This is a genomic window from Salmonella sp. SG203 (assembly GCF_013350575.1).
GTDB lineage: Bacteria > Pseudomonadota > Gammaproteobacteria > Enterobacterales > Enterobacteriaceae > Salmonella > Salmonella enterica.
On the sequence record NZ_SNMT01000001.1, the window covers coordinates 394,591 to 407,564 of the forward strand.

At 43.5% G+C, this 12,974-nt stretch carries 12 protein-coding genes; 7 read left to right on the forward strand and 5 right to left on the reverse strand.

Annotated features, from left to right (window positions below):
• Nucleotides 1-48: 48 nt before the first annotated feature.
• The 3 genes from HV477_RS01985 to HV477_RS01995 form a co-directional block, all read right to left on the reverse strand.
• Nucleotides 49-1,674, reverse strand: coding sequence for a methyl-accepting chemotaxis protein (locus tag HV477_RS01985; RefSeq protein ID WP_079898792.1), 1,626 nt, complete (start codon nucleotides 1,672-1,674; stop codon nucleotides 49-51).
• Between the two features lie 168 nt (nucleotides 1,675-1,842).
• The gene (locus HV477_RS01990; protein WP_000842141.1) at nucleotides 1,843-2,961 is read right to left on the reverse strand and encodes an S-(hydroxymethyl)glutathione dehydrogenase/class III alcohol dehydrogenase; all 1,119 of its coding nucleotides are present in this window, start codon (nucleotides 2,959-2,961) and stop codon (nucleotides 1,843-1,845) included.
• A gap of 31 nt (nucleotides 2,962-2,992) precedes the next feature.
• Nucleotides 2,993-3,268 (reverse strand): metal/formaldehyde-sensitive transcriptional repressor, encoded by a 276-nt coding sequence (locus tag HV477_RS01995; protein WP_001120770.1) that lies wholly within the window; start codon nucleotides 3,266-3,268, stop codon nucleotides 2,993-2,995.
• A 522-nt stretch (nucleotides 3,269-3,790) separates the two neighbouring features.
• Here HV477_RS01995 and steB point away from each other — a divergent pair.
• On the forward strand, nucleotides 3,791-4,192 hold the full coding sequence (steB, locus tag HV477_RS02000; protein WP_001540100.1) for a type III secretion system effector SteB: 402 nt from the start codon (nucleotides 3,791-3,793) through the stop codon (nucleotides 4,190-4,192).
• Nucleotides 4,193-4,320: 128 nt separating this feature from the next.
• Here steB and HV477_RS02005 read toward each other — a convergent pair whose 3' ends face one another.
• Nucleotides 4,321-5,037, reverse strand: coding sequence for a membrane protein (locus HV477_RS02005; RefSeq protein WP_000997196.1), 717 nt, complete (start codon nucleotides 5,035-5,037; stop codon nucleotides 4,321-4,323).
• Nucleotides 5,038-5,462: 425 nt separating this feature from the next.
• Here HV477_RS02005 and sseJ point away from each other — a divergent pair, with 425 nt between their 5' ends.
• Nucleotides 5,463-6,689, forward strand: a complete 1,227-nt coding sequence (sseJ, locus tag HV477_RS02010; protein WP_001131430.1) for an SPI-2 type III secretion system effector SseJ — start codon at nucleotides 5,463-5,465, stop codon at nucleotides 6,687-6,689.
• Between the two features lie 120 nt (nucleotides 6,690-6,809).
• Here sseJ and HV477_RS02015 read toward each other — a convergent pair whose 3' ends face one another.
• On the reverse strand, nucleotides 6,810-7,154 hold the full coding sequence (locus tag HV477_RS02015) for a DUF1294 domain-containing protein (RefSeq protein ID WP_000281185.1): 345 nt from the start codon (nucleotides 7,152-7,154) through the stop codon (nucleotides 6,810-6,812).
• A 936-nt stretch (nucleotides 7,155-8,090) separates the two neighbouring features.
• Here HV477_RS02015 and HV477_RS02020 point away from each other — a divergent pair.
• The 5 genes from HV477_RS02020 (at nucleotide 8,091) to HV477_RS02040 (ending at nucleotide 12,626) form a co-directional block, all read left to right on the forward strand.
• On the forward strand, nucleotides 8,091-8,852 hold the full coding sequence (locus HV477_RS02020) for a transporter substrate-binding domain-containing protein (RefSeq protein ID WP_000949370.1): 762 nt from the start codon (nucleotides 8,091-8,093) through the stop codon (nucleotides 8,850-8,852).
• 6 nt (nucleotides 8,853-8,858) lie between these two features.
• On the forward strand, nucleotides 8,859-9,506 hold the full coding sequence (locus tag HV477_RS02025) for an amino acid ABC transporter permease (protein WP_000094446.1): 648 nt from the start codon (nucleotides 8,859-8,861) through the stop codon (nucleotides 9,504-9,506).
• A gap of 24 nt (nucleotides 9,507-9,530) precedes the next feature.
• A complete protein-coding gene (locus HV477_RS02030) occupies nucleotides 9,531-10,262 on the forward strand; it encodes an amino acid ABC transporter ATP-binding protein (RefSeq protein ID WP_079898790.1) in 732 nt (243 codons plus the stop codon).
• The gene (locus HV477_RS02035) at nucleotides 10,259-10,939 is read left to right on the forward strand and encodes an amino acid ABC transporter permease (RefSeq protein WP_000560166.1); all 681 of its coding nucleotides are present in this window, start codon (nucleotides 10,259-10,261) and stop codon (nucleotides 10,937-10,939) included. Before HV477_RS02030 ends, HV477_RS02035 begins: the two co-directional genes overlap by 4 nt.
• A gap of 136 nt (nucleotides 10,940-11,075) precedes the next feature.
• The gene (locus HV477_RS02040; protein WP_079898789.1) at nucleotides 11,076-12,626 is read left to right on the forward strand and encodes a glycosyltransferase family 39 protein; all 1,551 of its coding nucleotides are present in this window, start codon (nucleotides 11,076-11,078) and stop codon (nucleotides 12,624-12,626) included.
• Nucleotides 12,627-12,974 lie beyond the last annotated feature (348 nt).

Consider the following 12,974-nt stretch of genomic DNA (forward strand, 5'->3'; position numbering starts at 1 on the left):
GAGAATAAACGCGCCCGCGGCTAAAATAGCCCGCTGGCGCGACGCTTACTAAAGGAAGGATGATCGCATCGTCGCGCCAGTATCCTGTAAATGAAACGCATCAACGGCTTGCGTCAAGCGGGCGGCCTGTTCTTCAAGCGAAGCGGCCGCCGCGGACGCCTCTTCGACCAGCGACGCGTTTTGTTGCGTAACCCTGTCCATCTCAGAAATAGCCTGACTGACCTGAACAATACCGCGACTTTGCTCATCAGAGGCTGCCGCGATGTCGAGCATAATATCGGTGACGCGTTTGACGGCATCCACAATCTCATTCATGGTGCTCCCCGCAGCGATAACCTCTTCAGATCCTTGTTCAATCAGGCTGACCGATGCGTCGATCAAGCCTTCAATCTCTTTTGCCGCCTGCGCGCTGCGACTGGCGAGGGTACGAACCTCACTGGCGACCACCGCAAAACCGCGTCCTTGTTCCCCGGCGCGTGCCGCCTCGACCGCCGCGTTCAGCGCCAGAATGTTGGTCTGGAAAGCGATACTGTTAATGACGGCGGTAATTTCCGAGATTTTTTTCGAGCTGGTGGAAATATTCCCCATCGTTTGTACGACCCCGGAAACCATCTGGCCTCCGCGGCTGGCTTTACCGGAAGCATCTTCCGCCAGTTTGCTGGCGTGATGCGCATTATCCGCATTCTGCTTAACGGTTGCCGTCAACTGTTCCATACTGGCCGCGGTCTGTTCAATGGCGGCAGCCTGCTGTTCAGTACGAGAAGATAAATCCGTATTACCGGCGGTAATTTCGCTGGTGCCTCGATAAATTTCCTCCGCCCCCTGACGCACCGCCCCTACCGTTTGTTGCAACGCATGCTGCATCTGCTGAAGATGATGACTCAGGCGACCTATTTCACTGCGTCCTGTGGGCTCGTCAGCCATGGTCAGATCGCCCGCCGCAATGCGTTCGATACGTGACGCAGACTGCTGCAAGGGTTGTATCACCGTGCGACGCAGCGCCATGAAGGTCATTAACGTCAATACCAGCGCCAACGTAAATGCGCCAATCATAAACATCATACCGAGCCGGGTACGTTGGTAAGCCTGCTCGCTAAGTAGTCTCGCCCGCTCGGTGCGCAGTTCAATCGCTTTCAACAGGACATGGTTATATGCGGCATCCAGTTGTTTTGCCTGCTCGTTTTCATGATTAATGATCGCTTCGAACATGCCATTTTTGGCAAATTTCAGCATCGGTTGCAGGCCGTTGATATAGGCGGTGTAGCGGGCGTTTAACTCGTTATCTAACGCGTCATCGGCGGGTGTTTTCACCGCTCTGGACATATAAGCGTTAAAGCCGTCCTGAGACTGCTTGATCCGCGTTTCCGCAGCGGCAATATTGGCTTTCATTTCATCCATTTCAGCAATCCGGCTCGCCGCGCCAGCGTGGATCATATTGATACGTGCGGTACGTAAGTGGTTAGCGCTGTTGGATAATCCCATCCGTACCTGAATCTCGTCCGTGACATCACGCTGATCGCGATCGGCCTGTAACAGAAAATAGCCTGCCAGCCCGGCGCTCAAAGCAAAAAGAAGAAGGATGCCACCGAGAATGGAGGAAAACAGCGGAACCAGCCGAATATGATGCAGGAAGCCCAGTTTATGCGAGGCTTGCATCGAGAATGTGTTGCCCATGACCGTCGACTCTCTTGTAAGTTTTATGCGTAAAACACGCCCGTTAGATAGTCATCGGCACTTCGTGACGTTTGCTTATCGCGAAAAGCATCGCCTTCGTCACATTTTCACAACATTCATTCCAGAAAATTCAGAAAAGCGCCAGCGGAAAATCCGCTGGCGGATGAATCAGTTATCGCCAAAGTGGATAACAGTACGGATGGATTTACCCTGATGCATCAGTTCAAAGGCATCGTTAATCTGCTCCAGCGGCAGGCGGTGAGTAATAAAAGGATCTAAACGGATTTTACCGTTCATCGCATCTTCTACCATCCCTGGCAGCTGCGTGCGCCCTTTCACGCCGCCAAAGGCGGAGCCACGCCAGACGCGACCGGTCACTAGCTGGAAGGGACGGGTTTTGATTTCCTGCCCTGCCCCCGCTACGCCAATAATAATGCTTTCGCCCCAGCCTTTATGACAACATTCCAGCGCTGCTCGCATCACGTTAACGTTGCCGATACATTCAAAACTGAAATCTACGCCGCCATCAGTAAGCTCAACAATAACGTCCTGGATCGGTTTGTCGTAATCATTCGGATTAATAAAGTCCGTGGCCCCCATTTCGCCCGCCAGCGTAAATTTTTCCGGATTCGTGTCGACAGCTAAAATACGCCCGGCTTTAGCCTGAACCGCGCCCTGAATAACCGCCAGCCCAATACCGCCTAAACCAAAAACGGCAACGGTGTCGCCCGCTTTCACTTTAGCGGTGTTATGGACGGCGCCAATACCCGTCGTCACGCCACAGCCCAACAGACACACTTTATCCAGCGGCGCCTGCGGGTTCACTTTCGCCAGAGAAATTTCCGCGCAAACGGTATATTCGCTGAACGTGCTGGTTCCCATATAGTGATAAACGGGTTCGCCGTTATAAGAAAAGCGGGTAGTGCCATCCGGCATCAGCCCTTTTCCCTGAGTGGCGCGTACGGCCTGACAAAGGTTAGTTTTACCGGACTTACAGAACTTACACTCGCCGCATTCCGCCGTATACAGTGGAATAACATGATCGCCGGGTTTCAGGCTGGTGACCCCCTCGCCGACCTCGACTACCACGCCGCCGCCTTCGTGACCCAGGACTGCCGGGAATACGCCTTCCGGATCATCGCCGGAAAGGGTAAAAGCATCGGTATGGCAAACGCCGGTATGAGTGATTTTGACCAGAACTTCGCCTTTTTTCGGCGGCGCAACGTCAATCTCGACAATTTTTAACGGCTGACCGGGACCAAAAGCAACTGCTGCACGTGATTTCATATATCTCTTCCTGTTACGGTGAGGGAAATTGTTATTTTAGATAAGCGCGAAGAAGATGGCCGATTTCCGCCATCCGAACCGCGCGCTGATCTGGCGTGGTCTCCCCGCTGACCAGCTCATCTTTCAGATGGATTTCAACCATTTCACTCATCAGGCCATTAGACGCGCCGCGCACGGCGGCAATCTGTTGCAGAATCGCCAGACAAGGTTCGCCAGACTCAAGCGCCCGCTCCAGCGCTTCGACCTGCCCGCGTATGCGACGAACACGGGTAAGGATACGTTTTTTATCTTCAGGTGAATGCGGCATTCGACCTCCATATACTATAGGGGGGTATACTATCAGAATTTTATGTTTATGTAATTGTAAAATTACACACAATATAAAAATCAATAGCTTATAGATTTCCGGCATAGACCATCAAGAATCAGTTCACATTCAGCATATTCAGCTCATGGGAACTTTTTCAGGCCACAGACAATAAACACCAAAGCTTTCTTTCTAAGCTGCAATGTTCTGCCCGACTGGGGCACAGAGGTAATGTCGGTAAATCCAGTCCCATTACCCAGAAGTAAATATTTGCTTAATAGTTTTTATTTACTCACCAGGTGGTAATGAATAAAGGTTATGATATGCAGATGTCAGTCTTGTAAGAACGTAACATCACAACTGCGATACACCGCCGACGGGTAGCGAAAATATCTCAACCCTGTGTCTTTCCAGGCTTAGTCAATGTGGACAAAAAATCAAATGAGCGTTATTTGAAAGATTTTTAATACCCAAAAGCGTCATCATTATTGTTAATTTGAAATCAATCTCAGGTAATAATCCATGCCTATTTCGATTTGTAAACATGGTGCTCCTTTTGTTGTTCAACATGAAAATCGGTACGGTTCCGGTGCAAGTCAGTCATCATCACTTTCAAAATCAATCCGCCATATTAGCAACTCTCATGAGGAAATAAAATTTATAAGTTGCTATAGTGCAAATGGAGCCTGTTTTTCCAATGCACAGATGCTAGCCAATGCCTCAGGGAGGCCTGTTATAGGTTACTATGGGAAAATAAATAAGTTAACAGCCAGTCTGGATAATAGCGGTCGTATATTCCGCCCACAGCATAAGCTTGCGGCCAATATTTGTTATGTAGGTAATCGGCTTCTGAGCGCTCCAGTTCAACTTGGGTTTGGCCTGAAACATCTGCTAACCTGTCACTCAAATGGTAATGTCAGATAAAGTGTCATGCCATGTCCTTCCCGGCATTGCTATTCCACAGCCTACAGATATGGGCGCTCAGTTCTTTCCTCAATCGTTGCTATGGGAAGTTCTGCCGTCATTTCACGCTCTTGCCAACCAGCATTTTATTAAAGCCTGACTTTTACCAGAGTAATTTCATAAGAGTGCCCATCTTCTGGTCTAAAAATAATAAATCTATTGTTATTTTTAGTAAAGGATTTCGACAAAATAAAACTATCATGATATCTGGCCAGGACGTAGTACCAGCCTCCATCATACAATATCATTTCGTATTCTTTCTTTAATTGTGGTTTATAGATCCCAACAAAAAAAGAAAATATAAAAAAATATATAATAAAACCAAGCATAACTATAGTGAAACAATGCCTTCGCACCCAACTGAGTTGCGTAAAACAAATCACTGGCATCAATTTACTATAAAAACGCATCCCCACCGATAAGCATAAAGCCACCAGTAAAATGATAAAAAAAAGCTCCCACAAAAACGATTCTGTTAAGAGAGAAAACTCGATAACAATTGGAATAAAGAACAAAACCGCTGCCAAAAAAAGACGTAAAAAGCTAAGGTCGTGGATACGTGCTTTTTGCTTTACTAGAAAAAATAATAGAATACCCACTCCCCACGCTATTATGAATATAGCCATCAGGCTAATCGCATGGAATAGACTTCGGGCAATGTTGTCAGGGCCGACGCCTACATACCACCACGGGAAACCATAGTACGCGGAGACGCCCCAGCCATAAAAATAGGCGCTTCCCCATCCCAAACCACCTAAATAGGCCAAAAGCATCGAAGAGTTTTTAATAATTGAATCATCATTCATTATAGTTAACTCACTTAAGAAATATTTAATATGAAAATAGAAATCAAAATGTCACATAAAACACTAGCACTTTAGCAATAATAGTCGGATGATAAGTTTGTCTGTTTTTCCTGAGTATCAAGCCAGCTCATACTCACGCCAGCACACTAAAATCAGGAGTGGCTTCTTTTTTAGATCTTTGCCTTAGCCAGGCGCACACTCAATAATGATAGCAGTCAGATAATATGTACCAGGCATTAACCTCACGTTGTTGATGATATATTTACTTCGTTGAAAAACAATAAACATTGTATGTATTTTATTGGCGACGAAAAACTGTTAAAGAAGCGTAATTCCATATACACCATTTACCTGATTACTTTTCTTGCTAATATTTGCTAATTAATTATTTGCTAAAGCGTGTTTAATAAAGTAAGGAGGACACTATGCCATTGAGTGTTGGACAGGGTTATTTCACATCATCTATCAGTTCTGAAAAATTTAATGCGATAAAAGAAAGCGCACGCCTTCCGGAATTAAGTTTATGGGAGAAAATCAAAGCATATTTCTTTACCACCCACCATGCAGAGGCGCTCGAATGTATCTTTAATCTTTACCACCATCAGGAACTGAATCTAACACCGGTACAGGTTCGCGGAGCCTACATCAAACTTCGAGCCTTAGCGTCTCAGGGATGTAAAGAACAGTTTATTATAGAATCACAGGAACACGCCGATAAGTTGATTATTAAAGATGATAATGGTGAAAATATTTTATCTATTGAGGTTGAATGTCATCCGGAAGCTTTTGGTCTTGCCAAAGAAATCAATAAATCACATCCCAAGCCCAAAAATATCTCTTTGGGTGATATTACCAGACTGGTATTTTTTGGCGACAGCTTGTCTGACTCCTTAGGGCGTATGTTTGAAAAAACACATCATATCTTACCCTCCTATGGTCAATACTTTGGCGGAAGGTTTACTAATGGATTTACCTGGACTGAGTTTTTATCATCTCCACACTTCTTAGGTAAAGAGATGCTTAATTTTGCTGAAGGGGGAAGTACATCGGCAAGCTATTCCTGCTTTAATTGCATCGGTGACTTTGTATCAAATACGGACAGACAAGTCGCATCTTACACCCCTTCTCACCAGGACCTGGCGATATTTTTATTGGGGGCTAATGACTATATGACACTACACAAAGATAATGTAATAATGGTCGTTGAGCAACAAATTGATGATATTGAAAAAATAATTTCCGGTGGAGTTAATAATGTTCTGGTCATGGGGATTCCCGATTTGTCTTTAACACCTTATGGCAAACATTCTGATGAAAAAAGAAAGCTTAAGGATGAAAGCATCGCTCACAATGCCCTGTTAAAAACTAATGTTGAAGAATTAAAAGAAAAATACCCCCAGCATAAAATATGCTATTACGAGACTGCCGATGCATTTAAGGTGATAATGGAGGCGGCCAGTAATATTGGTTATGATACGGAAAACCCTTATACTCACCACGGCTATGTACATGTTCCCGGGGCTAAAGACCCTCAGCTAGATATATGTCCGCAATACGTCTTCAACGACCTTGTCCATCCAACCCAGGAAGTCCATCATTGTTTTGCCATAATGTTAGAAAGTTTTATAGCTCATCATTATTCCACTGAATAAAGTTCCATCGGCTGCGGTACGCCTTGAGCAAAACACAACTCAATATCATAGTGCCGGTGGCATGAAAATATGATGCTATCTTTGCTGCCGATTGGTCAATAAGTGATACATAGTCTATGTTCAGTAAGACAAAAATGGATAGAGTCGATAAATCGCCACCGTAACTAAAATACTCACTATCACACTGACAATAAAGTATGTTTTGAATGGCTGCTTTTGCGTTTTATGACGGAAGAGTTGTTGACCAACAATCGCCCCAGGCCACCCACCGACAACCCCAAACACCAACAAAGTGGATTCCGGCACTCTGCGCCAGGTTTTACGTGCCGCCGTTTTGTCTATACCGTAGATCGCCAGCGTTAGCACATTGGCGAGCAGGAACCACATCGCGACGGGATGCGATGTAAAAATGCTTCCGACCGCAGCGAAGATCAGGAGTAAATAACAAAAGCGGTTAAGATACATATCATTATGTCATAGCAATAATTAGGGGCATCGGAGCCCATTATACGCGATACATGCGCCTATGTGATGTAGAATTTTTTTCACTCAGCCAACGAGTCATTAAGGATTCATTTTTAATTACCATGGTAATCAAGGATTCATTTTTAATTACCATGGTAATCATAAGGTAATTAACGGCTGTGAACACGATTAAAATGGGTAAAGCCACCGAAAATGTTACCACCTTAACCGTTGCCAGGATAACTTAATGAAGAACCCTCTTTATTGCTGTTTGTTATCCGGTTGGCAGTCTCAGTTTTGGATTTATTAATCGTATTTATATTTATTACATAAGATGTACGATGTTAATTTGAGAATTTTATCTCAACAACCGTATATATTCAGATATTTCTGAATTAAGATTATCATCGATTAAAACAAGTTAACGTTTTGATAAACATAACAACATCGTCAGAAATCCTGATTTGTTGTCGTTTGTTCATGAGACAAATAATTTATATGCTTGCAAATATAGATAGCACGCAAATCAACTTAGCTCAAAAAATGTATTTGACAAGAAAAGATAAGTCTTTATATTGGCCCTGGATAGAGTGGTAAGATGATAATTAGAGACATGAAAGGCACCGTCACTGAAGCATTTATCTGCTTATCATGTAAATATGTATGCGTAAATGGAGCATAAACTATGTCCAGTATACTAATGTCTATGGTATCTTTACATTTTCACCTTTCATGGTGTCGCTGCACTCATATCCAGTTGATATCTCATGGTATATTCAATCCATTCCCTTTGATGATTCCTGTCAAACCTCCTGATTAAATTAGTTAACAGCGATGGAATACATAACGTTAAGTACTTTACGCCTGCAAATGTCAGGCTCACGCCCTAATGCTTAATTTATAATACGCATTACCTTACTACAGGAAATAGATAGCATGTTATCCAAAAAATTTGGCTTATCGATGATAGTGTTGGGAATAATGTCGTCTTCAGCGTTTGCTGATAGCATCGTTGAAGGGAGAACACTCAATGTCGCAGTATCACCAGCCTCTCCCCCTATGTTATTTAAAAGTGCTGATGGCAAATTGCAGGGGATAGATCTGGAGCTTTTTTCGTCTTACTGTCAGTCACGGCATTGTAAGCTAAACATCACCGAATATGCCTGGGATGGAATGCTTGGCGCAGTGGCGAGTGGTCAGGCAGATGTAGCATTTTCGGGAATTTCAATCACAGATAAACGTAAGAAAGTTATTGATTTCTCTGAACCTTATTACATCAACTCTTTTTATCTGGTCAGTATGGCCAATCATAAAATAACGCTCAATAACCTCAATGAATTAAATAAATATTCTATTGGATACCCTCGAGGAATGGCTTACTCCGACCTTATCAAAAACGATCTGGAGCCCAAAGGATACTACTCGTTAAGTAAAGTAAAATTGTATCCAACCTATAATGAGACGATGGCTGATCTAAAAAATGGCAATCTTGATCTGGCTTTTATAGAAGAGCCGGTTTATTTTACCTTCAAAAATAAGAAAAAGATGCCGATAGAAAGCCGTTATGTTTTCAAGAATGTTGATCAGCTTGGCATTGCCTTTAAGAAAGGCTCTCCCGTGCGCGATGATTTCAACTTATGGCTTAAAGAGCAAGGGCCACAAAAAATATCTGGCATTGTCGATAGCTGGATGAAATAGTAAGCTATGTCATCAGGTAATATGCTGGCTATCTTTTATTTCCTATTGGAAGGGATTGGTAATACGCTGCTTGTAACATTTACCTGTTTTCTCTCAGCGTTTTTGTTCGGGCTTACAGTCGCCGTATTACGGCGACTATCTCCCCTTCCACTACAGAAGATACTCGACGTACTGGTCTTTATTCTTCGGGGAATTCCAATACTTATTGCTGTTTTTCTTGTTTATTTTGGATTGCCATCGATTGGCATATATGTTTCACCTCTGGTGGCCATGAACCTCAGCGTCGGCTTAATCAGTGGGAGCTATCTTGCCGAGGTGTTCAGAGGGGCGCTTAAATTAGTTGAGCCATACGAAATTACGGTAGCGAAAGTAGCAGGAATGCGTCAATTACAGGTTATAATAAATATTGAACTGCCACAGATGTTGCGATTTTCTGTGCCCGGTATTATCAATGAGTTTTCTTCTGTATTAAAAGCGACGCCCTTTGCTTATACTGTAGGTATCGCTGAAATAACGAAGCAGGCAATGTCACTGACAGCCATCACGCTGAACGGGTTACAGATCTATACTCTTGCCGGGGTATTATATTTCATTATTTATAAAGTTTTTACTCTTCTGGCCGGAGTGTTTGAGAAAAAATATCGCATCAGTTGAACCATAAAAATAGAGGTGATACTCATGGCTTTACTGAAACTAAAAGAGATAAGTAAGGAATATTCAGGAAAAAAGGTTCTTGATACGGTTAGTCTGAAAATTCAATCGGGAGACATGAAAGTAGTCATGGGGCCATCAGGTTGTGGAAAAACGACGCTTTTACGCTGTCTGCTTCGATTAGAAGAACCTGATTATGGCAATATTTATTTTCACGGGAAAAATATTTACGACAAAGAATTTACTATTCTTGAGTTCAGAAAAAAAGTTGGTTGTGTCTTCCAGAATTACGCTTTGTATCGCCATCTTAACGTCATGGATAATATTACCCTTGCCCTATGTAAAGTGTTTGGCATGTCGGGAAAACTAGCCCGGGAGAAAGCCTTACATGAGCTACAAAAACTTGATATGGCCTCGCATAGCGCGAAATACCCTTCGCAATTATCGGGCGGCCAGCAACAGCGCGTCGCCCTGGCCCGTACAATGGTCACCGACCCAGAACTCATTATTTTTGATGAGCCGACGTCTGCGCTTGATCCGCTCATGACTCGTGAAGTCGGAATGTTGATCAAGCAACTTCACGACAATGGCGTCACTATATTATGCGTCACTCATGATATTCGCCTCGCCAGATTACTAAGCGATAACGTAACGTTTCTTAATCATGGCAAGATTCGTGCAGAAGGCGCTTTTACCGATCTTGCCTTACGAGAAACGGATCCAGATATCCACTGTTTTTTTAGCGAGGCACAACGATGATCGCTGGCTGGTCTCTCTTCTTTAATGACCTGACTGAACAACTGCCACTTGTTGTGGACGGTATTAAAGAAACCTGTAAACTTGCGCTGATTGTTTCCATCACCGGTTTTTTGTGGGGAATTATTATTTTCTTTCTGAGCCTGAGCCATCGCCCCGTGGTAAAAGCCATAACTCGACTGTACATGGATTTCTTTATCGGTACGCCACTCATTCTTATTCTATTTGTTATCTATTATGGTTTACCTCAATCTGGCATTCACCTGTCCTCTTTTACCGTGGCGGTTACAGGTTTTACCTTGAATGTCGGCGCATATAATGCCGCGTACATGACAACGGCCTATAACGCATTGAATAAGTATGAAACGGAGGCAGCAGTCGTTCAGGGGTTGAACAAACGGCAGGTCTTTTTGTGGATTATACTGCCTCAGGTATTGCTGTCTTCCATTCCAGCCTTAACGAATCAGGTGATTAATAACCTTAAAGACAGCACCATCGTTTTTCTTATCCAATATACTGAGTTTTTCGCGCGAATTCAGGAGGTTGCTGCAACCAGCTTTAAATTCTTCCATGCTTACCTTTTTGCCGCCATAGTGTATCTTATTGGCGTTACCTTTATCGTCGGTTTGACCCGGTTTTTAGAGCATAGACTGCTTCGCCATTACGGTCAGGGTTACTGAGTTGTACTGCACTATTCTGATTAATTCACCACTGACATTATCAAAGTTATTTTTATTTAGCGTTGATTAAGATTTTAACCTTCATTATTGCGTTAGATGTCCATTCTGGTCTAAGTCTTACTCCATTGAGGATATTATGGCGCTACCACAACTATCAATATGGCAGCCCGGCGATGGGTTAAGAAAAATAAAGTATAAATATCATGTTTGTCTCATTGTCATATTCTCCGTCCTTATACGGTTGCTGTTTTTAACTGACCGCTACCTTTGGTGTGACGAAGCGTCCAGCGTGCTGATTAGTCGACATAGCGTAGATAATCTGCTCTTCCATGCCGCTTTTGACGTGCATCCTCCGCTTTATTATCTGTTACTGCATGACTGGATGATATTATGGGGTGATAGCATTGCAGCGGTACGCTCTCTCAGTCTACTCTTTGGGATCCTGACAGTTGTGCTGGTTATCGCGCTTACGCGATGGCTGGCAAATGAACGTACAGCCTTATTGGCGGGATGGTTCGCCGCCCTGATGCCGATGGCAGTCCATTACAGTCAAGAAACGCGCATGTACGCGTTAATGGGAATGCTAACGCTCGCTGCCGCGTTAGCATTGATGATGTGGATAAAAACACCCACCCATAATCGCTATCTTGTCGCGTATGCTTTACTTATGACGTTCAGCTTTTACACCCATTATTTCACCCTATTTACACTTATTGCCCACTGGATCGCAGTAACAATATTATCCTGCCAAAGCCATAAAACGGCCTGCTACCTTAAACTTCCTGGCTGGTGGTTTGCTAACCTGGGGATTGCTGTCGCTTATCTCCCCTGGTTGCCCGTATTGTTTAATTTACTGACTCATCTGGCGCAGTTGAGAGCCGGTAATGATATCGGTTGGATTCCCCCCGTAACATGGCGTGACCTGCCTGCGATGTACTGGCATTTTTTTACCGGAAACAACGGACAGGGTTTTCCGTCGTTCATTCTGTGGCTGGCTGTGGGAGGTTTTATCGGTACTGTGGGGCGAATATCTTTATGCAACGGAGAATATGAAAGATATCAGCTGATATTATTTTGTAATCTGGTCATCCCTGTAATGCTGGTCTTCATCATTTCCTGGTGGATGCCGTTATTTATCGATCGTTATTTCTTCTTCTCATCGCTGAGCATTCCTCCCCTGCTCGCGGTATTACTTACCCGCGCAAAAAAAGCGGTTTGTGGCTTCTGGTTTATCTTATTCACCTTATTATTCGGCTATGGTTCATATCATAATAACCCTGAGCACATAGACGAGTTTAAACCACTGGTAAACTATATTAATACCCGTCACCAGCCTAATGATGCCGTGGTAGTCAGTAAAATGTTCGATTATTTAAGTTATGTGTATTATAATAAGCGAGATTATCGTACGTTTCTTTATACACCGCCTAACGCTCATGGAACATCAGGCAGACCGAATGCCTATGGCTTTGGTTCACTGTTTTATGCGCAAGCCGATCAGACATATATTGATACTCTGACAACGCTTTCAAAAAGTTACCATCGTGTCTGGTTGGTAAGCGGCGGTAACTTTAGTCAGGATTATCCCTTGCCGTCAGAATGGCAAAATATCGCAAACTTCAGAAGTGGTAGATTTCAGGTACAGTTATTTGTAATACCGACTCAACAGGCGCGTCAAATGCAATGATTACCGTTTTTTATCCAGTGCAGTGATAAACAGTACTGCCACTGCCAGACCGCCTAAAAGTAAGGTCCAGCCAAACGCTTCAAAAACCTCAATCATATCGCCTCCAGGTAGGTGATATTAAATAAAGATGGCTATCTCAGCGTAACATTTAAAATATCAATTAATGTGCAATAATCGCTTTATGTGTTTGAATAAATATTGTTCTCCCTGCATTTAATTGCATTGTTATTATCAAAGGGCTTAATACTCGTACATCAACGATTATTAATTATCAGCTTATAATAATATGACTGTTCAATTCATTTATCAGCTATTATTATCCTCTATATTCTTTAAGATAGCCGCTTA